The 26,821-nt window shown below is 69.9% G+C and carries 18 protein-coding genes and 2 pseudogenes; 9 read left to right on the top strand and 11 right to left on the bottom strand.

Annotated elements, in window-relative coordinates; translation table 11 throughout:
• The first annotated feature begins 36 nt into the window (after positions 1-36).
• Positions 37-1,566, top strand: a complete 1,530-nt coding sequence (locus ACGFSA_RS26285) for an MFS transporter (protein WP_393308209.1) — start codon at positions 37-39, stop codon at positions 1,564-1,566.
• Positions 1,544-2,560, top strand: a complete 1,017-nt coding sequence (locus ACGFSA_RS26280; RefSeq protein WP_393308207.1) for a glutathione S-transferase family protein — start codon at positions 1,544-1,546, stop codon at positions 2,558-2,560. The genes ACGFSA_RS26285 and ACGFSA_RS26280 overlap by 23 nt, the downstream gene beginning before the upstream one ends.
• A 29-nt stretch (positions 2,561-2,589) precedes the next feature.
• On the opposite strand, the gene ACGFSA_RS26275 is transcribed toward ACGFSA_RS26280, so the two are convergent.
• On the bottom strand, positions 2,590-4,047 hold the full coding sequence (locus ACGFSA_RS26275) for a DUF2252 domain-containing protein (protein WP_393308205.1): 1,458 nt from the start codon (positions 4,045-4,047) through the stop codon (positions 2,590-2,592).
• Positions 4,048-4,363: 316 nt separating this feature from the next.
• Here ACGFSA_RS26275 and ACGFSA_RS26270 point away from each other — a divergent pair, with 316 nt between their 5' ends.
• Positions 4,364-4,594, top strand: a complete 231-nt coding sequence (locus tag ACGFSA_RS26270) for a DUF6011 domain-containing protein (protein WP_393308202.1) — start codon at positions 4,364-4,366, stop codon at positions 4,592-4,594.
• 6 nt (positions 4,595-4,600) lie between these two features.
• On the opposite strand, the gene ACGFSA_RS26265 is transcribed toward ACGFSA_RS26270, so the two are convergent.
• Both ACGFSA_RS26265 and ACGFSA_RS26260 read right to left on the bottom strand, forming a co-directional pair.
• Positions 4,601-5,473, bottom strand: coding sequence for an acyl-CoA thioesterase (locus tag ACGFSA_RS26265; protein ID WP_393308200.1), 873 nt, complete (start codon positions 5,471-5,473; stop codon positions 4,601-4,603).
• Between the two features lie 49 nt (positions 5,474-5,522).
• On the bottom strand, positions 5,523-8,036 hold the full coding sequence (locus tag ACGFSA_RS26260; RefSeq protein WP_393308198.1) for a DEAD/DEAH box helicase: 2,514 nt from the start codon (positions 8,034-8,036) through the stop codon (positions 5,523-5,525).
• A 138-nt stretch (positions 8,037-8,174) separates the two neighbouring features.
• Here ACGFSA_RS26260 and ACGFSA_RS26255 point away from each other — a divergent pair, with 138 nt between their 5' ends.
• On the top strand, positions 8,175-8,966 hold the full coding sequence (locus tag ACGFSA_RS26255; RefSeq protein ID WP_393308196.1) for a metal-dependent hydrolase: 792 nt from the start codon (positions 8,175-8,177) through the stop codon (positions 8,964-8,966).
• 879 nt (positions 8,967-9,845) lie between these two features.
• On the opposite strand, the gene ACGFSA_RS26250 is transcribed toward ACGFSA_RS26255, so the two are convergent.
• The 6 genes from ACGFSA_RS26250 to ACGFSA_RS26225 form a co-directional block, all read right to left on the bottom strand.
• A complete protein-coding gene (locus tag ACGFSA_RS26250; protein WP_393308194.1) occupies positions 9,846-10,571 on the bottom strand; it encodes an antibiotic biosynthesis monooxygenase in 726 nt (241 codons plus the stop codon).
• 244 nt (positions 10,572-10,815) lie between these two features.
• Positions 10,816-12,597: an ABC transporter ATP-binding protein gene (locus ACGFSA_RS26245; RefSeq protein ID WP_393308192.1), complete on the bottom strand. Its 1,782-nt coding sequence runs from the start codon at positions 12,595-12,597 to the stop codon at positions 10,816-10,818.
• Positions 12,594-14,486 carry an ABC transporter transmembrane domain-containing protein gene (locus ACGFSA_RS26240; protein ID WP_393308190.1) on the bottom strand — a complete coding sequence of 631 codons (1,893 nt, stop codon included), beginning with the start codon at positions 14,484-14,486 and terminating at the stop codon, positions 12,594-12,596. Before ACGFSA_RS26240 ends, ACGFSA_RS26245 begins: the two co-directional genes overlap by 4 nt.
• Positions 14,487-14,685: 199 nt before the next feature.
• A complete protein-coding gene (locus tag ACGFSA_RS26235; RefSeq protein WP_393308188.1) occupies positions 14,686-16,146 on the bottom strand; it encodes a Gfo/Idh/MocA family protein in 1,461 nt (486 codons plus the stop codon).
• A 230-nt stretch (positions 16,147-16,376) separates the two neighbouring features.
• Positions 16,377-19,301, bottom strand: coding sequence for an FAD-binding and (Fe-S)-binding domain-containing protein (locus ACGFSA_RS26230; RefSeq protein ID WP_393308186.1), 2,925 nt, complete (start codon positions 19,299-19,301; stop codon positions 16,377-16,379).
• A gap of 168 nt (positions 19,302-19,469) precedes the next feature.
• Positions 19,470-19,913 (bottom strand): MarR family transcriptional regulator, encoded by a 444-nt coding sequence (locus ACGFSA_RS26225; RefSeq protein ID WP_358856098.1) that lies wholly within the window; start codon positions 19,911-19,913, stop codon positions 19,470-19,472.
• 118 nt (positions 19,914-20,031) lie between these two features.
• Here ACGFSA_RS26225 and ACGFSA_RS26220 point away from each other — a divergent pair, with 118 nt between their 5' ends.
• Complete coding sequence (locus ACGFSA_RS26220; protein ID WP_393308183.1) at positions 20,032-21,837, top strand: ABC transporter ATP-binding protein; 1,806 nt, start codon at positions 20,032-20,034, stop codon at positions 21,835-21,837.
• Positions 21,838-21,902: 65 nt separating this feature from the next.
• Positions 21,903-22,037 carry a hypothetical protein gene (locus ACGFSA_RS26215; protein WP_393308259.1) on the top strand — a complete coding sequence of 45 codons (135 nt, stop codon included), beginning with the start codon at positions 21,903-21,905 and terminating at the stop codon, positions 22,035-22,037.
• A gap of 392 nt (positions 22,038-22,429) precedes the next feature.
• On the opposite strand, the gene ACGFSA_RS26210 is transcribed toward ACGFSA_RS26215, so the two are convergent.
• Together ACGFSA_RS26210 and ACGFSA_RS26205 are read right to left on the bottom strand one after the other, a co-directional pair.
• A complete protein-coding gene (locus ACGFSA_RS26210) occupies positions 22,430-23,557 on the bottom strand; it encodes an NAD(P)-binding domain-containing protein (protein ID WP_393308181.1) in 1,128 nt (375 codons plus the stop codon).
• Between the two features lie 202 nt (positions 23,558-23,759).
• Positions 23,760-24,731 (bottom strand): helix-turn-helix transcriptional regulator, encoded by a 972-nt coding sequence (locus tag ACGFSA_RS26205; protein ID WP_393308179.1) that lies wholly within the window; start codon positions 24,729-24,731, stop codon positions 23,760-23,762.
• A 96-nt stretch (positions 24,732-24,827) separates the two neighbouring features.
• Between ACGFSA_RS26205 and ACGFSA_RS26200 the strand changes: the two genes are divergently transcribed.
• From ACGFSA_RS26200 to ACGFSA_RS26190, 3 genes and pseudogenes are all read left to right on the top strand, one after another.
• Complete coding sequence (locus ACGFSA_RS26200; RefSeq protein WP_393308177.1) at positions 24,828-25,817, top strand: zinc-binding dehydrogenase; 990 nt, start codon at positions 24,828-24,830, stop codon at positions 25,815-25,817.
• A gap of 35 nt (positions 25,818-25,852) precedes the next feature.
• A pseudogene (locus tag ACGFSA_RS26195) lies at positions 25,853-26,158 on the top strand (DNA glycosylase AlkZ-like family protein); the annotation flags it as partial.
• Between the two features lie 64 nt (positions 26,159-26,222).
• Positions 26,223-26,807 (top strand): annotated as a pseudogene (locus ACGFSA_RS26190) (IS200/IS605 family accessory protein TnpB-related protein); the annotation flags it as partial.
• Positions 26,808-26,821: the final 14 nt, after the last annotated feature.

Raw genomic sequence — 26,821 nt, 5'->3', positions numbered from 1 at the left:
ATGAGGAAACCGGACGCGCCGCCTAAGGTGCGAATCATGCCGGAGAGCGCAACGTCCATCGAAGGTGCGGCGGGGAGCGGGGCGGCCCCGGCGCCCGACCCCCGCCGCTGGCAGGCACTTGGTGTGTGCCTGGTGGCGGGCTTCATGACGCTGTTGGACGTGTCCATCGTCAACGTCGCCCTGCCGTCCATCCGGAACGGCCTGCGGAGCCCGGAATCCGATCTGCAATGGATTCTCTCCGGTTACTCCCTCGCCTTCGGACTCCTTCTCATCCCCGCCGGACGGCTCGGCGACGCCCGGGGGCGCCGTGTGGTGTTCCTGGCGGGACTGGCCGTGTTCACGCTGGCGTCGGCAGCCTGTGGAGTCGCCCCGACCAGTTTCTGGCTGGTGGTCGCCCGAGTGATTCAGGGCCTCGGTGGAGCATTGATCTCGCCGCAGATCTCCGCGTTGATCCAGCAGATGTTCTCCGGCCGGGAGCGGGGCCGCGCCTTCGGCATGTTCAGCACGGTGGTCGCTGTCTCGACCGCCGTCGGCCCCCTGCTGGGCGGGCTGCTGATCCAGGCGGCCGGACCCGCCGAGGGCTGGCGCTGGGTGTTCTACGTCAACCTGCCGCTCGGCGTCGTCTGCTTCCTGCTCGCCCGGCGCCTCCTGCCGGACACCCCGTCGGCCGGCCCCGTACGGCCGCGCGACCTGGACCCCGTCGGCGTCGTCCTTCTCGGCGCGGGCGTGCTGGCCCTGCTGCTGCCCCTCGTCCAGGAACAGCAGTGGCCCGGCAACGAGAAGTGGCTGCTGCTGGCCGTGGCCGCGGCTCTGCTCGCCGCCTTCGTCGGCTGGGAGTCCCGGTGCGGCAGACGCGGCACCGTGCCGGTCCTCGACCTGTCGCTGTTCCGGCTGCACTCCTACTGGCTGGGCTGTCTATTGAGCCTGCTGTACTTCGCCGGATTCACCTCGATCTTCTTCATCAGCACGCTCTATCTGCAGGCCGGCCTGCACTGCACCGCCCTCCAGGCCGGACTGGCCATCACACCGTTCGCTCTGGGGGCGGCGGCCACCGCGGGACCAGGTGGCCGGATGGTCCACCGTTACGGCCGACCGCTGGTCGTTGTGGGGTTGTCCATGGTGGTCGTCGGACTCGGGGCCACCGTGTTCGCTGTGCACGTCGTCCCGGGCCGCGGTGTCGCCTGGGCGATGGCGGCCCCGTTGCTCCTGGCGGGTGTGGGCAGTGGTCTTGTCATCGCTCCGAACCTGACCCTGACTCTGTCCCAGGTGCCGGTGGTCGGCGGCGGGAGCGCCGGCGGCACGCTCCAGACCGGGCAGCGCGTCGGCTCCGCGATCGGGATCGCCGCAGTCGGCTCGGTCTTCTTCGCCCAGTTGGCCTCCGAGGGCTGGACCACCGCGTTCGACCTCGGGCTCGTCGTCTCCATCGCCTTCGTCATGGGGGCACTCGTGGTGGCACTGGCCGATGTGGTGGCCTCTCGGCGGGGCAGAAGACATGCGGACGACGTGTCCTACCCCGGTCCGTCCGACCGGAAGGGAGATCACCATGAGCACCCCGACCGGCAGTGAGCCGCACGGCAACGCAGCGTACGGACGCACGACCTTCAAACGGTCCAGGAGCCACTTCGCCGACAGGATCACGGCCGACGGGAGGGACGGCTGGCCGGTCGAGGCGGGCCGCTACCGGCTGGTCGTCAGCCGCGCCTGCCCCTGGGCGAGCCGGGCACTCGTCTCCCGGCGGCTCCTGGGCCTGGAAGACGCCCTGTCGCTCGCTGTCGCCGACCCGATCCAGGACGACCGCAGTTGGCGCTTCACCCTGGACGAGGGCGGTCGGGACCCGGTGCTCGGCATCGCGTACCTGAGCGAGGCGTACGACGCGCGCGAACGCGGCTACCCCGGTGGCGTCAGCGTGCCCGCGATCGTGGACGTACCCAGCGGGAAACTCGTCACCAACGACTTCCAGCAGATCACCCTGGACTTCGCGACCGAGTGGACCGCGCTGCACCGGTCCGGGGCCCCCGATCTCTATCCCGAACGGCTGCGGGACGAGATCGACGAGGTCATGGACGGTATCTACCGCGATGTCAACAACGGCGTCTACCGGGCCGGATTCGCCTGTGGACAGGACGAGTACGAGGCCGCGTACCGCGCGTTGTTCCGCCGGCTCGACCTGGTCTCCGAACGCCTCGCGGACAGGCGCTACCTGGTCGGGGACACTCTCACGGAGGCGGATATCCGGCTGTTCACCACGGTCGTCCGCTTCGACGCCGTCTACCACGGGCACTTCAAGTGCAACCGCTCGAAACTGACCGAGTACCCGGTGCTGTGGGCCTACGCCAGGGACCTGTTCCAGACCCCCGGATTCGGCGACACGGTCGACTTCGACCACATCAAGCAGCACTACTACCGGGTCCACACGGGGATCAACCCCACCGGCATCGTGCCCCTGGGACCCGATCTCTCCGGTTGGGGGACACCGCACCACCGCGAGCAGCTCGGCGGCCGCCCGTTCGGCGACGGCACCCCGCCGGAGCCAGGCCCGTCCGGCCGCACCCGCCTGTGAAGGACACGCAGTGTCCCTGAAGGACACGTTCACGGCAGCGGACCGGTGGGAGGTAGGGCCGGGCCGTTCGGCTCGGATGCGGGTAGCCGCCCCGCGCGGACCGCGTCGACCAGAGCCTGATGGTCCCGCTCGTTCAGGTCGGCGTACGTCTCCGCGAACCGCGCGATCGCACGGTCGAACGAGTCGCCGCGTCCCAGATACGCGGCGATGGCGATCCGGTCGCCGGACCTCGCGTGGGCGCGGGCCAAGGTGCTGCCGCAGACCTCACCGAACGTCCGCATCCCGACCGGCACCATCGACTCCGGCTCGATGGCGCCCTTCCAGTCGCGCAGCTGCCGCACATAGAAGTCGCGGCGCCGCCCGTCGATCCCCTCCGTGCGTTCCCAGCCGAGGAAGATGTCGCTCGCCGCCTGCATCAGCCGCTGCCCGGCGACCACCCGCTCGCCCTGGTTCCGGTACGCGCTGGGGCCGGCGTGCGGGGCGAGCACCGAGGTCCCGACCTCCTTGGCCTGGAGGAAGAGTGGATCCCGGTCATCCCTGCCGAGCAGCAGGATGATCCAGCACCGCGTGCCGACGCTGCCGACCCCGACCACCTTGCGGGCCACGTCCACGAGCCGGAAGTCCCGGAGCAGGAACCGCCGGTCCGACGGGAGACTCAGCGCGTAGCTTCCGATCAGCTCGCGGAACCACTCCATCGTCGCATCGCGCTCCTCACCGGGCAGCAGATCGGCGAGAGGTACGAGCAGGGGCCGATCCGCGGCGATCCGGAGCCGCCCGTCGACCTCCTCGGTCAGCTTACCGAAGGCCTGCAGACTGTCCCGGGTACGGGCCTTGGCCATGGCACGGTCCAGGTTCTCGCGGCCACGTTTCACCAACTGCTGCGACGCCACGGTCCGGAGGCGTTCCACATCGGTCTTCGTGTACCACACATCCAGGTTGCGCATGCCCGCGAACCGGATCATCGACTCGCGGTACGACCGCACCGCTGCCGACACGACGTCGGCGCTCTCCCGCTCCGTGAATCCGTTCGCCCGCCCCGCGACGACAAGGCTTGCCGCCAGCCGTTTGACGTCCCACTCCCAGGGGCCCGGCAGCGTCTCGTCGAAGTCGTTGATGTCGAACAGCAGATGCCGTTCCGGGGAGGCGAGCAGTCCGAAGTTCAACAGGTGTGCGTCTCCGCACAGTTGGGCCCTGACCCCGGAATCGGGGGTGGCGGCAAGATCGGCTGCCATGATCGCGGACGCGCCCCGGTAGAAGCGGAACGGCGACTCGGCCATCCGGCTGTGGCGGATCGGGACGAGCTCCGGAACCCTGGTCGCGGACTGGGCCTCGAGGATGCCCATCGGGTCGGGCCGGTCGGCCGGCGGTGCGAACGCGTCGTGGCTCGACCGGGGGGTGCGTCGGCGAGCGGCCTTTCCGGCGGCCGCCCGCTCGTCGGGTGTCAGGTGCGGCGCGGCGCACTGGGCCGATGTGGCGTCCTGGGGCATCGAAGACTCTCCTGACTGCCGCAGGCGCCCCACCGCCCGGACGTGTGCTGCCCCTCTCCGATTATCACGGGTAGTCCCGGCCTCCGGCATCATCTGGTGCGCCAACGGGCCGAGGGACGGCGCCACTGCCGGCGGAGGACCGCGTGTGCCGAACAGCGGGCACCGATGGGCTCGCCCCGACCGTCGCCGCCCGGAGCCGCGCTCTTCTCGTCCCGGGGGGCGGCTCCATGGTCAGCACGCTACTCATCCGTGAACTCCTCCGTTGCGCTCCGTTCGGAAGTCGCAGGGTAGGCCGCGGACTTGAGAAGATCGATCCGTGGAGAATCCTGAGCCGTTCCCCGGGTCCGACATCGAGGTCCCGGCCGAGCCCGACCGGGCGACCGGCCGCCGTCCGGTCCGCTGCCGCCTGTGCGGTCGCCCGCTCACCGGCAGGGAGTCACGGCGCACCGGGCTCGGCCCCGCCTGCGACGCCAAACTGCACCCTGCCGCGCCGGACATCCGCACCCGCCGCCACGAGGTCGAACAGGACCCCCTGCCCGGCACGTGAGCCGGGCTACGCGTCCAGCCGGCGGAACAACCCCTCCTGCACCACGGACACCAGCAGATTGCCGCCCCGGTCGTAGATCCGGCCGCGCGCCAGTCCCCGCCCGCCCGTCGCGATCGGCGACTCCTGGTCGTACAGGAACCATTCGTCGGCCCGGAACGGACGGTGGAACCACATCGCGTGGTCCAGCGACGCCATGTCGAAACCGCGCGGCCCCCACAGGGGTTCCACCGGGATACGGACCGCGTCGAGGAGCGTCATGTCGCTCGCATACGTCAGCGCGCAGGTGTGCACGAGCGGATCGTCGCCCAGCGGGCCGACCGCACGCATCCAGACCGCGCTGCGCGGGTCCGCTTCCTTGATCTCCTCCTGCGTCCAGCGCAGCCGGTCCACGTACCGGATGTCGAACGGCTGGCGTCTGGCCATCCGCTCCAGCGCGTCCGGCAGCGCCCCGAGATGCTCGCGCACCTCGTCGGCGACGGTGGGCAGCTGCTCGGGGTCCGGAACGGTCCGGGCGGGCGGCAACTGGTGCTCGAAGCCCGCCTCCTCCGGCCGGTGGAAGGACGCCGTCAGATTGAAGATCGTCCGGCCCTGCTGCACGGCGGTGACCCGGCGCGTGGTGAACGACCGCCCGTCCCGCACCCGCTCGACCTCGTAGACGATCGGCACGCCGGGTCGGCCCGGCCGCAGGAAGTACGCGTGCAGCGAATGGACCGGCCGGTCCCCGTCGGTGGTCCGGCCGGCCGCCACCAGCGCCTGCCCCGCGACCTGGCCGCCGAAGACCCGCTGCAGCGACTCCTCGGGGCTGCGCCCCCGGAAGATGTTGACCTCGATCCGCTCCAGGTCGAGCAGGTCGACCAGGCGCTCGGCGGGGTTCGTCATGCCGTTCGTCTCCACTCTGGCAAAGGTGCCGTCGTCGCGGCGGTCGCGCTCACAGCTGGCCGACCGAGGTGACCCGGACGACCGCCCGGCCCTCTTCGTCGGAGGCCGCCAGATCGACCTCCGCGCTGATGCCCCAGTCGTGGTCGCCGTTCGGGTCGGCGAACGTCTGCCGCACCCGCCACAGGCCGTGCGCGGCGTCCTCGTCGATCTTCAGCAGCTTCGGACCGCGGGCGTCCGGGCCGGTGCCCAGATCCTCGTACTCGTCCCAGTACGCGTCCATCGCCTCGCCCCACGCGTCCTCGTCCCAGCCCGCCTCGCCGTCCAGCTCGCCGAGCTCGGTGACCTTGTCCAGCGCGGCCAGCTCCACCCGGCGGAACATCGCGTTGCGGACCAGGACCCGGAAGGCGCGGGCGTTGGCGGTGACCGGCTTGACCTCGTCGGCCCGCTCCTGCGCCTGCTCGGCCGTCTCCACCTCCGGGTTGGCGAGCTGCTCCCACTCGTCGAGGAGACTGGAGTCCACCTGACGGACCATCTCGCCGAGCCAGGCGGTCAGATCCTCCAGGTCCTCGGACTTCAGGTCGTCCGGGATGGTGTGCTCAAGCGCCTTGTACGCGCTCGCCAGATACCGCAGCACGATGCCCTCGGTGCGGGCCAGCTCGTAGTTGGAGGTGAACTCCGTGAAGGTCATGGCCCGTTCGTACATGTCCCGGATCACGGACTTCGGCGAGACGGGGTGGTCGCCCACCCACGGGTGGCTCTTGCGGTACACGTCGTACGCATGCCACAGCAGCTCGCTCAGCGGCTTCGGGTACGTGACGTCCTGGAGCCGTTCCATCCGCTCCTCGTACTCGACACCGTCTGCCTTCATCTGGCCGACCGCTTCGCCGCGCGCCTTGTTCTGCTGGGCGGCGAGGATCTGCCGCGGGTCGTCGAGCGTCGACTCGACGACGGAGACCATGTCCAGGGCGTACGACGGCGATTCGGCGTCCAGCAGGTCGAAAGAGGCCAGCGCGAACGTGGACAGCGGCTGATTGAGCGCGAAGTCCTGCTGGAGATCGACGGTGAGCCGCACGATGCGGCCCTCCGCGTCCGGCTCCGCGAGCTGTTCCACGACACCGCCGTCCAGCAGCGAGCGGTAGATCGCGATGGCCCGGCGGATGTGGCGCAGCTGCGCCCTGCGCGGCTCGTGGTTGTCCTCCAGCAGATGCCGCATCGCCTCGAAGGCATTGCCGGGGCGCGCGATCACGGACAGCAGCATCGTGTGCGTGACCCGGAAGCGGGAGGTCAGCGGCTCCGGGTCGGACTGGATCAGCTTGTCGAACGTGGTCTCCGACCAGGCGACGAAGCCCTCGGGGGCCTTCTTGCGGACCACCTTGCGCTTCTTCTTCGGGTCGTCGCCCGCCTTCTTGACGGCCTTCTCGTTCTCGATGACATGCTCGGGCGCCTGCGCGACGACGAAGCCCGCCGTGTCGAAGCCGGCCCGGCCCGCGCGGCCGGCGATCTGGTGGAACTCACGGGCGCGCAGCGTACGGACCCGGGTTCCGTCGTATTTGGTGAGCGCCGTGAACAGCACCGTACGGATGGGGACGTTGACGCCGACGCCGAGCGTGTCCGTACCGCAGATCACCTTCAGCAGACCCGCCTGGGCGAGCTTCTCCACCAGGCGGCGGTACTTCGGGAGCATGCCCGCGTGATGCACCCCGATGCCGTGCCGCACATAGCGGGAGAGGTTCTGGCCGAACTTCGTGGTGAAGCGGAAGTTGCCGATCAGATCCGCGATCTTCTCCTTCTCCTCCTTGGTGCACATGTTGATGCTCATCAGCGACTGCGCCCGCTCGACGGCCGCGGCCTGCGTGAAGTGCACGATGTAGACGGGCGACTGCCGGGTGTCCAGGAGTTCGGTGAGCGTCTCGGTGATCGGGGTCAGCCGGTACTCGTAACTGAGCGGGACCGGCCTGGTCGCCGAGCGCACCACGGAGGTGGGGCGGCCCGTGCGCCGGGTCAGGTCCTCCTCGAACATCTTGACGTCACCGAGCGTGGCCGACATCAGGATGAACTGGGCCTGCGGCAGCTCCAGCAGCGGGATCTGCCAGGCCCAGCCGCGGTCCGATTCCGCATAGAAGTGGAACTCGTCCATCACGACCTGGCCGATGTCGGCGTACTTCCCGTCGCGCAGCGCGATGGAGGCCAGCACCTCGGCGGTGCAGCAGATCACCGGTGCGTCCGCGTTGACGGAGGCGTCGCCGGTGAGCATGCCGACGTTCTCCGTACCGAACAGCTTGCACAGGTCGAAGAACTTCTCCGAGACCAGCGCCTTGATCGGGGCGGTGTAGAAGGTGACCTTGTCCTGGGCCAGGGCCGTGAAGTGCGCACCCGCCGCGACCAGGCTCTTTCCGGAGCCCGTGGGGGTGGAAAGGATCACGTTCGCCCCGGAGACCACCTCGATCAGCGCCTCCTCCTGAGCAGGGTAGAGGGTGATGCCCTGGGTCTCGGTCCATGACGAGAAGGCCTCGAAGAGGGCGTCCGGGTCGTCGGTCGGGGGCAGCTGATCGATAAGGGTCACGCCCCCATCTTGCCTGCCTTCCGCCCGGATGAGGGAACCGGACGATCGTACGAAGATCACGGACGGTACGCTGCCCACTCAACTCGGCCGCATCGCAACGGCGATGGCGGCCGGACAAATTTTGGGGGCGGAAGAACCATGATGGGACCGGCACACTCGCTGTCCGGGGCGGCGGCCTGGCTGGGCGTGGGCGCGGCGGCGGCAGCCGCGGGCCATGCGATGCCGTGGCCCGTCCTGGTCGTCGGCGCACTGATCACCGCGGGCGCCGCGCTCGCCCCGGACCTCGACCACAAGTCCGCGACCATCTCGCGCGCCTTCGGACCGGTCTCCCGCGGACTCTGCGAGATCGTCGACAAGCTCTCGCACGCCGTCTACAAGGCGACCAGGGGATCCGGCGACCCGCGCCGCAACGGCGGTCACCGGACTCTGACGCACACCTGGCTCTGGGCCGTGCTGATCGGCGCCGGGGCCTCCGCCGCAGCGATCACCGGCGGCCGGTGGGCGGTCCTCGCCATCCTCTTCGTCCACCTCGTGCTCGCCGTCGAAGGACTGCTGTGGCGGGCCGCCCGGATGTCCAGCGACGTCCTGGTGTGGCTGCTCGGCGCGACCGGCGCCTGGATATTGGCCGGCGTCCTCGACAAGCCGGGCAACGGCTCGGACTGGCTCTTCAGCGCTCCCGGCCAGGAGTACCTCTGGCTCGGGCTGCCGATCGTCCTCGGCGCCCTCGTCCATGACATCGGCGACGCGCTGACCGTCTCCGGCTGCCCGATCCTGTGGCCGATCCCGCTGGGCCGCAAGCGCTGGTACCCGATCGGGCCGCCGAAGGGCATGCGGTTCCGCGCAGGCAGCTGGGTGGAGCTGAAGGTGCTGATGCCCGCGTTCATGGTGCTCGGGGGAGTGGGCGGGGCGGCTGCGCTGAACTTCATATGACCGTCGGTACCGATGGCCGGTACCGACAAGCCGGGACCGACGGCCAGGAAGGGGAACGGTCGATCAGGCAGAGTCGCGCTGCACCGGACGCTGAGCCGGAACGATCTCCCCGGCCGCACCCCGGGCCGTTCCTGTCGACCAGGCCGCGCAGCATCGGCTCCACCCAGCGCCATCACCACCGTCTACGGCGATAACCCGCTCCGGTCCGCCTCGTGCTTCGGCCCGGTGCCCTCGCCGGACAGGACCTCACCGAGGCCCCCCGGTGCCACCGGGACCCACTCCGACAAAAAAAGTCCGGTGGGCCGGGCGCGGGGGCAGGTCCTTCACCGACCTGGTGGCCGAACCGGTACATGACACCGTCGTCGCCGACCGGCTTCTGGTCGAATCCGTCCTTGCCCGGCCCGGCCCGGTGCGACCAACGTCATCGCTTCGCGCCGCTGGCCAATACCGCCCGCGCGATCCGGCTCGACGACCGCTTCGCCGCGAGTGTACGCACCCTGCACACGATGGGTGCCGGTGACAGCGGGCTGCACCGCCGTCGCGGAGGGCACGGCGATGTCGCAATGCCGGATCCGAGAGAGGCCGTAAGCATGCCGCCGGAGCGGATGGACGACCCGCACCGGCTGTGCCCGCCCGCCCGTACCGCAATGCGGAGTCCGCGGATTCGTTTGCGTATCAGGCACTACCGGACTTGCACAAGCGACGGCTGCGGATGAATCAGAAGATCTGAGCGGAGTGCCGGCACACACGCAAGAGGAGAGATTCCCAGTCCACCGGCCGCCCCCGAAAGCCCGCGGTCCGGAGATTGCTCCCTTGGGAGACGGCATCGACACGAGGCGGTCGGTATCATTCATGCTCTGCGTTCTGCGGTTGAGCTTCCTAACCCGTGGTCAGGCCGAAGACGGTGATGAGCACTGCGCAGCACGCCGCAACGATCACGGCGCCCGCCACGTGGACACCGACGGATCTGGCCCGGCTCGGCAGCAGCCAGAAGGCGAACACTCGATTGACCAGTGGCATCAGCAACCAGGCCAGCACGCTGACACTCAGTACGTTGCTGATGAACAGAGCGAGATACCCGGCCATTCCTAGGCGACTGAGCCAGCCGCCGACCGTCAGGTTCAGGATCATCACCGTGGGATACAGGGCCAGTACCACGGACATGGCCTGCTTCCAGTTGGGCGGAACCCCTTCCTCCGTTCCCTGGCCGAAGCGGAACCAGCCGCTGAACGCCGACCCGATCTTGCGTACGTCGTAGGAATCGAAGTATTCGCGCCCTTCCGACAGAAGCCTTTCACGGGCCTCGGAGTTGAGCCACTCTTCGAGATGTGCGCGAGTGTCGAAGCGGAAGGCGACCACCCAACGGTCCTGAACTCCCTTCACCGGCTTGAACAGCTCCGACCCCATGAAACCAGGGTGCCGCCCCTGTTCCTTGAAGACCTTGTCCTGCCAGCGCATGAAGTCCCCCTCGCGCCCCGGCCGCACCTCGTGTGAGATGACCGCCGTGACGACGTCCTCGGTCGGCGTACCGCCGGAAAGCACCTCTTGCGTGGGGGGCTCCATCGAAGAGTGGGCGGCCCTCCTCAAGGAGTTGTCGACGCGCATTCGAATTCAGCCACGCAGTCAGCTGATCGAGACCGGAGAAGCGGAATACCACGACCCACTCGTTGCCCCGCGATTCGGTAGACGTTGTTGGCGCCGATCTCGCTCGAAACGGGCCGCCCGGGAGTGCGGTGAAGCCAGGTGAACAGTTCCTCGCAGTCGGGGTGTTCAAGGTCAGTCGCGATGACGGCGACGTTGTGCGCGTCTCGGACTTCTTGCTTGGCGCCGACCGGTGGCCGCTCCCTCCTCAGCCGTGCCAGGAACGCCACAGCGCCGCGTAGGCACCGTCCGCCGCCACCAGCTCGTCATGGCTGCCCAGCTCACTGATCCGGCCGCTCTCGACGACCGCGATCACATCCGCGTCGTGCGCGGTGTGCAGCCGGTGCGCGATCGCCACGACCGTACGGCCGTCCAGCACCCGGGCCAGCGACCGCTCCAGATGCCGGGCGGCCCGCGGGTCCAGCAAGGACGTCGCCTCGTCCAGCACCAACGTGTGCGGATCGGCCAGGACCAGCCGGGCCAGGGCGATCTGCTGGGCCTGAGCGGGTGTCAGCGCCAGACCGCCGGAGCCGACCTCGGAGTCCAGCCCCTCCTCCAGCGCCCGCGCCCAGCCGTCCGCGTCGACCGCCGCGAGCGACGCCCACAGCTCGGCGTCCCCGGCACCGGCACGGGCCAGCAGGAGGTTGTCCCGCAACGAACCCACGAACACATGGTGCTCCTGGTTGACCAGCGCCACGTGCGTACGTACCTGCTCCGCCTTCATCTGCGACAACTCCGCACCACCGAGCGTCACTTCGCCTGTGCGTGGCGCGTAGATCCCGGCAAGCAGCCGGCCCAGCGTGGACTTTCCGGCCCCGGACGGGCCGACCAGCGCCAGGCGCGTACCCGGCGCGACGTCCAACGACACCCGGTGCAGGACATCCAGCCCGGCGCGGTAGCCGAAGCGCACCTCCTCGGCGCGTACGTCCCGGCCGTTCGGTACCACCTCCGCGTCGCCCGCGTCCGGTTCGATGTCCCGCACGCCGACCAGCCGGGCCAGCGACACCTGCGCCACCTGCAATTCGTCGTACCAGCGCAGGATCAGACCGATCGGGTCGATCATCATCTGCGCCAGCAGCGCACCCGTCGTCAGCTGTCCGACAGTGAGCCATCCCTCGATGACGAACCAGCCGCCGAGCATCAGCACCGCGCCGAGGATCGTCACGTACGTGACATTGATGACGGGGAAGAGCACCGAACGCAGGAACAGCGTGTACCGCTCCCAGGCCGTCCACTCCTTGATCCGCCGGTCCGACAGCGCGACCCGGCGCGCGCCGAGACGGTGCGCCTCCACTGTCCGTCCGGCGTCCACGGTCTCCGCCAGCATCGCGGCGACCGCCGCGTACCCGGCGGCCTCCGAGCGGTACGCGGACGGCGCCCGGCGGAAGTACCAGCGGCAGCCGAGGAGCAGCACCGGCAGCGCGATCAGTACGGAGAGTGCCAACGGGGGAGCGGTCACGGTGAGCGCACCGAGCAGCAGCCCCGCCCACACCACACCGATCGCCAGCTGCGGCACGGCCTCCCGCATCGCGTTGGCCAGCCGGTCGATGTCGGTGGTGATCCTGGAGAGCAGATCACCGGTCCCGGCCCGCTCCAGCACGCCCGGCGGCAGCCCGACCGACCGCACGAGGAAGTCCTCGCGCAGATCGGCCAGCATCTCCTCGCCGAGCATCGCGCTGCGCAGCCGCATCATCCGGGTGAACACGGTCTGTACGAGCAGTGCGAGCCCGAACACCGCGGCGGTGCGCTCCAGATGGAGGTCTGCGCCCCCGTTCGACAGGTCCTCGACCAGTCCGCCCAGCAGATACGGCCCGACGATCGAGGCGATCACCGCGACGGCGTTGACCGAGATGAGTACGGCGAACGGCTTGCGGTGGCGCCGCATCAGGTCCCGTACGTAGCTGCGTACGGTGGTGGGGGTGCCGACCGGCAGCGTTGTCGCCGACTGTGGGGCGGCCGGGTCGTACGTCGGTTGTGCGACGCCGATCATGCCCTCTCCTCGATTCCTTCGATCTGTTCGATCTCTTCGATCGCCTTGTTCCCGCTGACTTCGCTGATCCCGTCGATCTCGTCCGGTGCGGTCAGTGCCGCGATCTCGTCGTCGGTCTCCCGGGTGACGACCGCCCGGTACCGCGGTTCGGTGCGCAGCAGTTCGCGGTGCGTACCGACCGCTGTCAGGGTGCCCCGGTGCACCAGCGCCACCCGGTCCGCGAGGTCCAGCAGCAGCGGCGACGAGGCGAACGCGACGGTCGTACGGCCCTGGCGCAGCGCCTTGATACCGGCGGCGACCCGGGCCTCGGTGTGCGAGTCGACGGCGGACGTCGGCTCGTCGAGAACCAGTGCTTCCGGATCGGTGACCAGGGAGCGGGCCAGGGCGAGCCGCTGCCGCTGGCCGCCGGAGAGCGACCTGCCGCGCTCGGTGATCCTGGTCGTCATCGGATCGCCGTCCCTGGTCACCGAGGCCTGTGCCAGTGCGTCGAGCACGTCATCGCACTGGGCGGCGGCAAGCGCCTGTTCAGCGGTCACCTGGCCGGACGACGGCACGTCCAGGAGCTCCCGGAGCGTTCCGGAGAGCAGCACCGGGTCCTTGTCCTGGACCAGCACCGCGGTCTTGGCGGCCGCCAGCGACAGCTCGTCCAGCGGTACGCCGCCGAGCAGGACGGACGGATTCTTCTCCGGCGGCCGAGAGCCCTCGGGGGCGTCGTCCGTGGTGTCCTGCTCCGCGGCCGGCTCGGCGTGCCCGCCGAGCCGTTCGGCCAGTCGGCCGGCCTCGTCCGGGTCGCCGCAGACCACTGCGGTGAACCTGCCCGCAGGGGCCATCAGCCCGGTGACCGGGTCGTACAGATCACCGGACGGCACCACGTCGACGGTCGACGGCTCGGCGGTGCGGTGCAGCGACAGCACCCGCACGGCCCGCTTGGCGGACGGCCGTGAGAAGGAGTACGCCATCGCGATCTCCTCGACGTGCCGCAGCGGGAACAGCATCAGCGTCGCCGCGCTGTACACCGTGACCAGCTGGCCGACCTCGATCCGGCCGTCGCGGGCCAGCGTCGCCCCGTAAACGACCAGCGAGATGAGCAGCACGCCCGGCAGCAGCACCTGGATCGCCGAGATCAGCGACCACATCTGCGCGCTGCGGACGGCCGCCTTGCGGACCTCCTGCGAGGCACGCCGGTAGCGGCCGAGGAACAGCTCCTCGCCGCCGATCCCGCGCAGCACCCGCAGCCCGGCCACGGTGTCCGACGCCAGTTCGGTGGCCTTTCCGGCCTTCTCGCGCTGAAGGTCCGCGCGCCGGGTGGCGCGGGGGAGCAGCGGCAGCACGGCCAGTGCCAGGAGCGGCATGGCGAGTGCCACCAGCGCCCCCAGCGACGGCAGATAGAGGACGAGTCCGACACAGATCAGCACGAGAGCGACGGCGGCAGCGGCGAAGCGGGAGAGTGCCTCGACGAACCAGCCGATCTTCTCGACGTCACCGGTGGAAACCGCGACGACCTCGCCCGCGGCGACCCGGCGGGTCAGTGCGGACCCGAGTTCCGCGGTCTTGCGGGCCAGGAGCTGCTGGACGCGGGCGGCGGCGGTGATCCAGTTGGTGACGGCGGTCCGGTGGAGCATGGTGTCGCCGACCGCGATCAGCACACCGAGGACGGCGATCAGCCCGCCGGCCAGCGCGAGCCGGCTGCCGGAACGGTCGACGACGGCCTGCACGGCGAAGCCGACGGCCAGCGGCAGCCCGGCGACGGAGCACTGGTGCAGCAGGCCCCAGGACATGGACTTGAGCTGTCCGCGGATCTGGTTGCGGCCGAGCCAGAGCAGGAAGCGTGGGCCTGACCGGACATCGGGATCACCAGGATCCGAGTAGGGAAGATCGCGAATGTGCATGACGTCCCATGGTTCCGAGGATCGATTTTTGTTCGGTGACTGACTCAAACCGTGCAAGGTTCACCCGGGGGCCCCGGTCGAAGCAAAGGGTTTTCTCCACGGAATGCGTATGTCGCGCCAAGGTCACCGAGCGGGCCGTGGGAGGTCGCGCTGCGGGGCCCGGCCTTTGCGGCCGGGCCCCGCAGCGTCGTGCCGGCCGTCAGGCCTTCGCGGGTTTCTCCGAGTCCATGCCGGGGCGGGCGTTCTTCCACTCGCCGCGGGTGAAGTCCGGGATCTGCTGCGGCGCGCCCTTCGCCTTGATGGAGAGGTGGCTGAGTGGTACGGGAGACGTCCAGGTCGCCGCGTCGTACACATCGAAGTCGGGAACGAGCCCCAGCCGCATGCACTGCATCAGCCGGAATACCAGCATGTAGTCCATTCCGCCGTGCCCGCCGGGCGGGTTGGCGTGTTCCTTCCACAGCCAGTGGTCCCAGTCGGCGTACGTGCCGAAGTCGCCCCAGGTGTCGTCGGTGTGGTCGGGCTCGATATAGATGCGTTCCGGATAGTCCTCGAAGAGCCCCTTCGTGCCGCCGAGGCTGTTGATCCGCGAGTACGGATGCGGTGTGGACACGTCGTGCTCCAGCCGGATGACCCGTCCCTTGGCGGTCTGGACGAGACTGATCGTGCGGTCGCTCTCGATATAGGTCTCCTTCCAGCTCGGGTCACCTGCCGGCATGTGCTTCCTCCGGTACTCGGCGAGCCCCAGGGACGGCGAACCCACGCTGGTGATGCTCACCGCACGGTCTCCGCGGTTGAGGTCCATGTAGTTGGCGACCGGACCGAACCCGTGGTTGGGGTAGAGGTCGCCGCGCAGCCGGGTGTGCCACAGCCGGCGCCATGGACCCTCGTAGTAGTCCGGGTCGAACATCAGGCCGCGCAGATCGTGGTTGTACGCGCCCGCGCCGTGCAGCAGGTCGCCGAAGAGACCGGCGTGCGCCATGCGGAGCACCCGCATCTCGTTCCGCCCGTAACAGCAGTTCTCCAACTGCATGCAGTGCCGTCTGGTGCGCTCGGAGAGATTGACCAGCTCCCAGAGCTGATCGAGCTGGAGAGCGATCGGACACTCCACCCCGACATGCTTGCCGTGGAGCATGGCGGTCTTCGCCATCTCGAAGTGGAAGTCCCAGGGAGTCGCCACATGGACGAAGTCGATGTCCCCGCGCTTGCAGAGATTCTCGTAGTCGTCCTCGCCGTTGGTGTAGACGGCGGGCGTCGGCTGACCGGCGGCGGTCACCTTCGCGGCGGCCCGCCGGGCCTTCTCCTTGACCGGGTCGCACACGGCGACGACCTGCACTCCGGGGACGGCGAGATAGAGATCGATCATGCTGCCGCCGCGGTTGCCGAGGCCGACCAGGCCGACCCGGACGGTGGAACGCCCTTTGAACGGAACTCCCACCATGGTGGCGCCCTGGCGCTGCGGCGTGGCCGTCTGCTCCTGTGCACCGGCGGCGGAATCGGTGCCGAGGGGGGTGGCGGCGGATGCGGTGCCGCTGCCGAGACCGCCCAGTCCGAGCCCGGCACCGGCCACGCCGGCGGCGGTCGTCCACAGGACCGAACGACGGCTCATCGAGCCGTCGTCACCGTCCTCCGTACCGTGGTTCTGCTGTGCTGCGTCGTTCATCGATCCTCCAGGAGAGGGGTCTGACGTGCGCGGCTGTTGCACTGAACCTCGGTCATGACCTTGATAGTTGAGACTGCTGATACGCAAGGAGAGGGTTTGGACTCCCGTAACGGAAACCATGGACTTTTGTACGTGGCTCACCGGGTGTCCAGGAGAACGCCGACCACCGAACCCGGCGGATGAGGCCGGACCCGGTGGTCGGTTGCGTACGCGGTCGTGCGAGAGACGTGTCAGGGGCGCGTCGCCCACTCCAGTTCCATCAGGACCGATTGGTACGCGCGTCCTGTGGCCCGGTCCATGCCGATCTCGCACATCCGGTTCGCGGAGAGATAGGCGTCGTACTCACGGGAGTTGACCTCGTCCGCCTCCTTCGCCGTGGCCGACGCGGTCAGCTCCTTGTGCAGCATCCCGCGGTCGCCCGCGAACGCGCAGCACCCGGCGTCGTCCGGTACGACGACCTCCTCCGCACACGCCTCGGCGACTGTACGCAACTGCTCCACGTCGCCGAGATGCTGCATGGAGCACGTCGGGTGCAGCACCGCCGAGCCGGTCTTCCGCAGGATCGTCAGTTCCGGCAACAGCTCGTCGGCCGCCCAGACGAGGGAGTCGACGACCGTCAGCTCCCGGTGCAACTCCCGGTTGTCCTCGGTGAGACAGGGCACCACCTCATGGGCGATGCCCAGCGTGCACGACGATGCGTCGACGACCAGGGGCAGCTTTCCGCCCGCTGTCCAGCCCCAGGCGGCCTCCACGATGCGGTTGGCCATCACGGCGTTGCCCTCGTCGTAGCCCTTGGAGTGCCAGATCGTCGAGCAACAGGTCCCCGCGACGTCCTCCGGGATCCACACCGGCTTTCCGGCGCGGGCCGAGACGGCGACGACGGCCTGCGGCAGCGACGGGCCACGGTGGCCTTCCGGACCGCCGAAGATACGGTTCACGCACGCCGGGTAGTAGACGGCGCTCGCCCCGACCCGCGAGGTGCGGGGCAGCTTGCGGGGCGCCGCGCCGGGGATCTCGGGCAGCCACTCGGGCACCAGATCGGGGCGTACGGCCTTGCGGGCGAGCCCGGTGACGGTTTCCAGCAGCCGGTCGCCGATCTTGTCGGCCGCGGCGACCGCGAGCCGCGCCGAGGTCTCCACCGCCTTGAAGTTCCTCGCGGTGAGCGCCGCGATCCGTTCCTCGCGCGGTGAGTGCCGCTGGTGGCGGAAGTCCTTCATCATGGCGCCGGTGTCGATGCCGACCGGGCAGGCGAGTTTGCAGGTGGAGTCACCGGCGCAGGTGTCAACGGCGTCGTACCCGTACGCGTCGAGGAGCCCGGTCTCCACCGGCGAACCGCCGGGCTGGCGCATCATCTCCCGTCGCAGCACGATCCGTTGACGCGGGCTGGTGGTCAGGTCGTGACTGGGACAGGTCGGTTCGCAGAACCCGCACTCGATGCACGGATCGGCGATCAGCTCGACCTCGGGAATGGTCTTCAGCCCGCGCAGATGGGCCTGCGGGTCACGGTCGAGGACGATCCGCGGCGCGAGCACCCCGTCGGGGTCGATGACCTGCTTCGTACGCCACATCAGCTCGGTCGCCTTCGGGCCCCACTCGAGTTCCAGGAAGGGCGCGATATTGCGACCGGTGGCATGCTCAGCCTTGAGCGAGCCGTCGAAGCGCTCCACGGTCAGCCGGCAGAAGTCGTCCATGAACGCGGCGTACCGGTCGACATCGGACGGCTTCGCCGCGTCGAACGCGAGCAGGAAGTGCAGGTTGCCGTGCGCGGCATGACCCGCGACGGCGGCGTCGAAACCGTGCTCCGCCTGGAGCCGGAGGAGGGATTCGCAGGCGTTGGCGAGCAGCGACGGCGGGACGGCGAAGTCCTCCGTGATCAGAGTCGTACCGGACGGGCGGGAGCCGCCGACCGCGGTGACGAACGCCTTCCGGGCCTTCCAGTAACCCGAGATGACCTTGGCCTCGCGGGTGAACTCATTGGTCACCGAGGCTACCGGCGCGACAAGGTCCAGCCCCTCGACGACCGCGGCCGCCGCCCGCTCGTACGCCTCCTGCCCCGGCTCGTCCGGAGCCCGGAACTCCACCAGCAGCGCCGCCGTCTCCTTCGGCAAGCCGGCCCAGTCCGCGGGCACGCCCTGGACGCTCACCGACGCCCGCAGCGTGTTGCCGTCCATCAGCTCGACGGCGATCGCCCCCGCCTCGTTGAAGCGGGGCACGGCAGCGGCGGCGGCGGTCAGCGAGGGGAAGAAGAGCAGGGCGCTGGAGACCTTCCGGTCCAGCGGCAGCGTGTCGAAGACGACCTCGGAGATGAAACCGAAGGTGCCCTCCGAGCCGACCATCAGTCCGCGCAGGATCTGTACGGGGGTCGAGCCGTCCAGGAACGCGTCGAGCCGGTAGCCGTTGGTGTTCTTGATCTCGTACTTGGCGCGGATCCGGGCGGTCAGTTCCGCGTCCGCCTCGATCTCCGCCTTCAGGGCCAGCAGCCCCTCGCACAGTTGTGGTTCGGCGTGGGCGAGCAGTTCGTCCGCCGCCGGATCGGCCGTGTCGACGACCGTGCCGCTCGGCAGCACGAAGGTGAGCGAGGTGACGGTGCGGTACGAATTGCGGGTGGTGCCCGCGGTCATTCCGGAGGCGTTGTTGGCGACGACCCCGCCGATCGTGCACGCGATGGCGCTGGCCGGGTCGGGGCCCAGCAGCCTGCCGTACCGGGCGAGGGTGGCATTGGCGCGCATGACTGTGGTCCCGGGGCGGATCCGGGCCCGCGCACCGTCGTCCAGCACCTCGATGCCCGCCCAGTGGTGCCGGACGTCGACGAGAATGTCCTCGCCCTGCGCCTGGCCGTTCAGACTCGTGCCCGCGGCCCGGAAGACGACTTCGCGGCCCTTGCCGTGCGCGTACGACAGGATCGCCGAGATGTCGTCGATGTCCTCCGGGACGACGACGACCTGCGGGACGAACCGGTAGGGGCTGGCGTCGGAGGCGTATTTCACCAGGTCGGAGACGGTCCACAACACCTTCTCCGGCCCGAGCAGCGCGGTCAGTTCGCCGCGCAGCGGCTCGGGCGTGCCCGGGGCCCGCAGGTCGGGGACCCGGTCGGGGGACGGGGTGCGTGCCGCACCCGGGCGGAGGACTTCCGGCTTCGGCTCCAGCAGCGGCATGGCGACGGTCCCCTCGATGGGTCGGTGCGGTACTCCCACCTTTCTACCAGCGAGGATTTCCGTTCATGATCGGTGCAAGGCCTCGAGGCCGGCCGGCGAACCGGCCCGGCACGGGCTGCGCCGACTCGCCTCGGCACCCGGCACCCGGCACACTCCGAAGGTGGAGCCTCAGCAGCGACGCTCCGGCATTCCCGCGACCAGAGTGGACAGCAGCCCGCCCAGCACCTCGCGCTGATCGGCGGTCAATGGAGCCAGGATCTCCTCCGCGGCCGCCCTCCGCGCGTCGCGCAGCGAGCGCAGCGTGGCGCGGCCCTCGTCGGTGATCTCGATCCGGACCACCCGGCGGCTGTCCGGGTCCGGGGCGCGGCGCACCCGGCCGCTCGCCTCCAACGCGTCGACCAGGCTGGTCACGGCGCGCGGCACGACATCCAGGCGCTGCGCGAGATCCGCCATCCGGGGCGGCCCGTCGTAGTGGGCGACCGTGCGCAGCAGCCGGAACTGGGCCGGCGTGATGCCGATCGGCTCCAGCTGGCGGCTCTGGATGCGCTGGAGCCGGCGGGTGAGCCGCAGCAGCTGCTCGGCCAGCAGGCCGTCGGAGTCGGGAGAGTCCATGGGAGGAACAGTATCAGGACAATGTTCATTGTGAGTGAAGGTAACAATGAGTTATGCTCTCAAAAGCTGGACTGCCGCCTGCGGTCGTCTCCCTCCGTCACGCCTGCCGAAGGAGCACATGAAACCCGACGAACCCACGTGGACACCCCCGCCCAGGGACGGTACGCGGCCGCCCGCCGAGCTGCGCCGCATCCTCCGCCTCTTCCATCCGTACCGCGGCCGGCTCGCGCTGGTCGGACTGCTCGTCGGCGCCTCGTCGCTGGTGTCGGTCGCATCGCCGTTCCTGCTCCGCGAGATCCTCGACACGGCCATTCCCCAGGGGCGGACGGGACTGCTCTCGCTGCTCGCCCTCGGCATGATTCTCACCGCCGTGATGAACAGCGTGTTCGGCGTCCTGCAGACCCTGATCTCCACCACCGTCGGCCAGCGTGTCATGCATGACCTGCGCACGTCCGTCTACGCCCAGCTGCAGAGGATGCCGCTCGCCTTCTTCACGAAGACCCGCACCGGCGAGGTGCAGTCCCGTATCGCCAATGACATCGGCGGTATGCAGGCCACCGTCACCTCCACCGCCACCTCGCTGGTCTCCAACCTCACGGCGGTCATCGCCACCGTCGTCGCCATGCTGGCGCTCGACTGGCGGCTCACTCTTGTCTCGCTCCTCCTGCTGCCGGTCTTCGTCTGGATCAGTCGCCGGGTCGGCCGCGAGCGCAAGAAGATCACCACTCAGCGTCAGAAGCAGATGGCCGCCATGGCGGCCACGGTCACCGAGTCCCTCTCCGTGAGCGGCATCCTGCTCGGCCGGACGATGGGCCGGGCGGACTCCCTCACGCAGGGCTTCGCCGACGAGTCCGAGCGCCTGGTCGACCTCGAAGTGCGCTCCAGCATGGCCGGGCGATGGCGGATGTCGACGATCGGCATCGTCATGGCCGCCGTGCCCGCCATCATCTACTGGGCCGCGGGACTCGCCCTGCAGTCCGGCGGACCCGCTGTCTCCATCGGCACGCTTGTCGCCTTCGTCTCGCTCCAGCAGGGCCTCTTCCGGCCTGCCGTGAGCCTGCTCTCCACCGGGGTGCAGATGCAGACGTCCCTCGCACTGTTCCAGCGGATCTTCGAGTACCTCGACCTCAGGGTGGACATCACCGAGCCCGAGGAACCCGTCCAACTGGAGAAGATCCGCGGCGAGATCCGCTTCGAGGGCGTGGACTTCAGTTACGACGAGAAGAGCGGCCCGACCCTCAGCGGTGTCGATGTCACCGTGCCGGCCGGTGGCAGCCTCGCTGTTGTCGGACCGACCGGTTCCGGCAAGTCCACGCTCAGCTACCTGGTGCCACGGCTCTACGACGTCACCGGCGGCCGGGTCACGCTCGACGGCGTCGACGTACGCGAACTGGACTTCGGCACGCTCGCCCGGGCCGTTGGTGTGGTCTCCCAGGAGACGTACCTCTTCCACGCCTCCGTCGCCGAGAACCTGCGCTTCGCCAAGCCGGACGCGACGGATGCCGAGATCGAGGCGGCCGCCCGCGCGGCACAGATCCACGACCACATCGCCTCGCTGCCCGACGGCTACGACACCCTGGTCGGCGAGCGCGGTTACCGCTTCTCCGGCGGCGAGAAACAGCGGCTGGCCATCGCCCGTACCATCCTGCGCGACCCGCCCGTCCTGATCCTCGACGAGGCGACCAGCGCCCTCGACACCCGTACCGAATTCGCCGTACAGGAGGCGATCGACGCACTGTCCGCAGGGCGCACCACGATCACCATCGCTCATCGCCTCTCCACCGTTCGCGACGCGGATCAGATCGTCGTCCTCGACGGCGGCCGGACCGCCGAGCGCGGCAGCCACGAGGAGTTGCTCCAGCAGGACGGCCGCTATGCCGCGCTTGTCCGGCGGGACACCCAACTGGCCCCCGTGGCAAGCTGATCGGGACACGGAGAAGTGAGCACGGGGGTGTGGGGCCGGTTCTCCGTGCGGCATGATCGCCGCCCATGAGAGCTCTGCTGTGGGTGGAACTCCCCCTCACCCGGGTCCGCCGCACCCTCGGCGCGCTCGCGGAGGCGGTCACCGTGGCACCCGGGTTCGCCGCCCTGCCCGAGTTCACCGGGCCGGGGAGCCGAGGCTGAGACCGCACACGCGACGGCGCCGCCGCTCCCGTGGGACGGGGAGCGACGGCGCCGGGGCGGAGCAGAGGTCAGACGAGCCAACCCACGAAGTGGACGAGTCCGGCAAGCAGGTTGGTCAGGACGTTCATCAGGTGTTTCTCCTCGTACATGGTGCATCTCTGGGACAGCGCAGTCGCGGTCTGCAGCCCGTTGTTTGCGCCCTGTAATCATCAGGTGCCGCAGATGAGTTGAGCAACGATCGGCCATACGATCACGCGTTCCAGCGAACATCCGATCCCCTGTTCGTGTGTTCTGTCCTCGCGGTGTGGAGTCGTGTCGTCCCGTCCGAGCCGCCGACGGCCCGGGACAGCATGCCCGCATGGCGACGAGCGAGAGGCAGCTGAAGGGCGATGTCACACCAGAGCGGCGGTGTGCTCGCCCCCGCGGCCGACGGCGTCGTCCCCGCCGGCCTTCAGCAAGTGTCTGATGGCACGCACCGCCGCCCGCCCCGCCCGATTGGCACCGATGGTGCTCGCCGACGGCCCGTACCCGACCAGATGGATCCGCGGGTCCCGTACGGCCTGCGTGCCTTCGACCTGGATACCGCCGCCGGGCTCGCGCAGCCGCAACGGTGCGAGATGGTCGATGGCGGCGCGGAACCCGGTCGCCCAGAGGATCACATCGGCGTCCACCGTCCGCCCGTTGTCCCACGCCACCCCGGTCGAAGTGATCCGGTCGAACATCGGCAGGCGGTCGAGCACTCCCTCCTCCCGGGCCCGCCGCACGGCGTCGCTGACCGGCAGCCCGGTCACGCTCACCACGCTCTGCGGCGGCAGCCCCCGCCGTACGCGCTCCTCCACCATGGCGACGGCGGCCCGCCCCTGGTCCTCGCCGAACGGCCCCTCCCGGAAGACCGGAGGCCGACGCGTCACCCAGAAGGTGTCCGCCGCCACCTCGGCGATCTCCATCAGATGCTGAGTGCCGGAGGCGCCGCCACCGACCACAACCACCCGCCGCCCGGCGAACTCCTGGGGCCCCGGATAGTTCGCGGTATGCAGCTGACGCCCCCGGAAGGTCTCCTGGCCCGGGTAGCGCGGCCAGAACGGCCGGTCCCAGGTGCCGGTGGCATTGATCAGGGCGCGCGTGGCATACGCACCCTCGGAGGTCTCGACGAGCAACCTCCCGCCGTCGCCCTCCCGCACCGCACTCACGTCCACGGGCCGGTGGACCCTCAGGTCGAAGGTGCGCTCGTACGCGTCGAAGTACTCGCCGATCACTTCGGACGACGGGCGGCTGTCGTCGGCACCGGACAGTTCCATGCCGGGCAGCGCATGCATGCCGTGGACCTTGCCGTACGTCAGTGAGGGCCACCGGAACTGCCAGGCGCCGCCCGGACGGGGCGCGTGGTCGAGCACGACGAAGTCGCGGTCGGGCTCCAGACCTGCGCGGCGCAGATGATAGGCGCCGGACAGACCAGCCTGTCCGGCGCCGATCACGACCACGTCCACTTCGCGTGCTGCCCCGACCCCAAAGTTGTTCACGCTTCCACCAACCACTTCGGGCAAGGGGATCTTCCCGGCCAGCGGCCCCGGCGATCAGCAGCGGCGCCCCGCCCGGAGCGGACGCCCGTTTGCGGCAGGGGTGACCGCCGCTGCCGGGCAGACTTTCAAGCCCGCCTGCGCCTGGTGGAACGCCTTCCACCGCTTCGCCCGCTGCTACGAACGCCGCGCCACCGTCGCGGCGCTAGGGCGAGGAAAGGCACTCGGGTGCGCGGGTGGCCCGGATGAAGCGAGCGCCCCACTCCTGGACGTGCGCGGCGAACTCCGGCGGTCCCAGTACCTCGAACTCGGCGCCCACATTGCCCAGTGCCTGCGCCGGCCAGTCGAGGGAGGTCGAGGTCATGGTGAGCCGACAGCTGTCCTGGTCGAGCGGTTCGATCGTGCCCCACTGGCCGACCACCTGCCGCACCCGTGCGGATGGCGCGTGGACGAGGGCCTCGACCGTGTACGGAGCCGGGGCCCCGCTCGCCGCCTGGACGAAGGCCACGGCGTCCTCGGCCGGGAGCGGACGCTGCCGGAATCGCGTGCCGGTCGCCGTCGGCTCGGTCAGCCGGTCGAGGCGGAAACTGCGCCAGTCGTGCCGGTCCAGATCGTAGGCGACCAGGTACCAGCGCCCGCCGAGGGAGACCACCCGGTGCGGCTCGACCTCGCGCTCGGTGGGCGCGGCGCCCCTGGCCGTGTAGCCGAACCGCAGCCGCTCCGCGTCCCGGCATGCCTGGGCGACCGCGGTCAGTACCCCTGCCGCGACGACCGGCCCGGACGCGGCAGCGGAGACGGTCATCGCGCGCAGGGCGTCCACCCTGGCCCGTAGCCGGGGCGGCAGGACCCGCACCACCTTGGTGAGTGCGCGCAGGGACGCATCCTCCATCCCCGCGATCCCGCTCTGCGCCGCGTCGCCGATGCCCACCGCGAGCGCCACCGCCTCCTCGTCGTCCAGCAACAGCGGGGGCAGGACAGCTCCGGGCGCGAGCTGGTAGCCGCCGTCCGTGCCCCGGGCCGCACTGACCGGGTAGCCGAGCTCGCGCAGCCGGTCGACGTCGCGGCGTAGGGTCCGCTCGGAGACCCCGAGCCGGTCGGCCAGTTCCAGGCCGGGCCAGTGGCGGTGGGTCTGCAGCAGGGAGAGCAGTCTGAGGGTCCGTGAGCTGGTGTTCGCCATGCCGAAATACTGCCCCGGGTTCCGGTCAGAAAGTGGCCGGAAGCTTCCCTAGGGTCGATCTCGAAGGCCATACCGGACCGATGTGAGGACCAAGAAATGATCACCCGTGAGATCCAGCTGGCCGCGCAGATCACCGGCGTCCCGACGCTCGACCATTTCACCGTCGCCAAGGCCGAGGTGGACGGCGAGGTCCTGGTGCGGACCGACCAGGTGGGGCTCGCCGCGACGTACCTGGAGCTGATGCGGGCCGACTGCACCATCCCGGTGCCGGCCTGGCAGCCGGGCCAGCGGGTGGGGGTCGCCGCCATCGGCACGGTCGTCCGGTCCAGCAACCGCGAGCTCGCGGTCGGCGATCTGGTCCAGTCGATGACCGGCTGGAGCGAGTACTCGGCGGGCCCGGCAGCCGGGTACGTCAAGCTCGACCGCGGGCTCTTCGCCGACCCCGGCTACTACCTCGGCCAGGGGCCGACCGCCTACTACGGGATGGCCGACGTGGCGGCCGTCGGCGAGGGCGACGTGGTGTTCGTCTCCGGCGCTGCGGGCGGGGTCGGCTCGCTGGCCGGCCAGATCGCCAGGTGTCTCGGCGCGGCGCGGGTGATCGGCAGTGCCGGCAACCCGGCGAAGGTCGACTACCTCGTGAACGAGCTCGGCTACGACGCCGCGTTCGACTATCACGACGGCTCCGCGGCGTACCGGCTGGGGGAGCTCGCGCCCGAGGGTATCTCGGTGTTCTTCGACGTCGTGGGCGGCGAGCAGTACCGGGCCGCGCTGGAGGCGGCCCGGCCCTGGGCGCGCTTCGCGCTGTGCGGTTCACTGTCGAGCCAGCTCGGCGGCGCGGCGGAGCGCTTCCCGCAGCCCGACGGCGCGGCGGCCGAGGCCAAGGGCATCGAGTTGCTGCCGTTCTCCTGCTACCACACGCCCGATCAGATCACGTCCTGGCGGGAACACTTCAGCACGTGGCTGGGCGAGGGCCGCTTCGTCTACCCGCAGACGGTCGTCGAGGGCGGGATCGAGGACGTGCCGCGGGCGTTCCTGTCGCTGCTCCAGGGGTGCTACCAGGGCAATGTCTCGGTACGGCTGTCGTGACCACGCTCTCTCCCCGGGCCCTGAACCGGGCGCTGATGGACCGCCAATTCCTGTTGGCGCGCACCGATCGCACCCCGCTGGAGGTGATCGGGCGCCTGGTCGCACTGCAGGCACAGGAGCCCAACTGGGCCTATGTCGGGCTGTGGAGCAGGATCAACGGCTTCACGCAATCTGAGCTCACCGCATTGCTGGAGGACCGGCAGGTGGTCCGCTCCGGCCTGCTCCGCAGCACCCAGCACCTTGCCGCAGCCGACGGCTTCCGTCGGCTGCGGCCGCTGCTGCAGCCGGTGCTCAACCGCACCGCCGGCTCGCCCCACTTCGCCCGGAACAGCACCGGCCTGGACGTGACGTCCCTGGCGGTCCTGCGGCCGACGCCGGGCAGCGTGACACAGTACTGCCCCGTGGACCCGCCTCATCAACTGGGCCAAGCGGACCGACGTGAAGGCCATCGCCATCGAGGACCTGGACTTCGCGGCGGAGAAGACCCGCGAGAAGCACGGCCGCAAACGACGCTTCCGGCAGCTCATCTCCGGCATGCCCACCGGAAAACTCCAAGCCCGTATCACCTCCGTGGCTGCCGAAGCCGGCCTGTCGATCGTGGCGGTCGACCCGGCCCACACCAGCCTGTGGGGCGCGCAGCACTGGCAGAAACCGCTGGCCACCCCACGACGCACCACCACCCGGCACGATGCCGCGAGCATCGCCATCGGACGACGCGACCTCGGGCACCCGATCCGGGATGGGGTATCCCCTGCTCGAACGGAGCTGAGAGCTTGGGGAAGGACGACATCGCCCCGCGACGACCAGAGCGATCGTCGCGGGCATCGGACCGCCCAGGCCGGACGAGGCACCCAAGGTCGCGAGGAAACCCGCCCACCTGTCACGGACCGCGCCCCTGGAGGGCCGCCGCCGAGCGGGAAGCGAACGCGGGGGACCAGTAGGCCCAACACCGTTCGGGGCGTGCCAGTGCAACTCATGTTCACTGACTAGGAACGGTTCGTGCG

This window comes from Streptomyces sp. NPDC048496, assembly GCF_043200055.1.
Taxonomy (GTDB): Bacteria; Actinomycetota; Actinomycetes; order Streptomycetales; family Streptomycetaceae; genus Streptomyces.
Note: the sequence above shows the minus strand (reverse complement) of the source record. Positions and strands in the feature narration are given on the sequence as shown.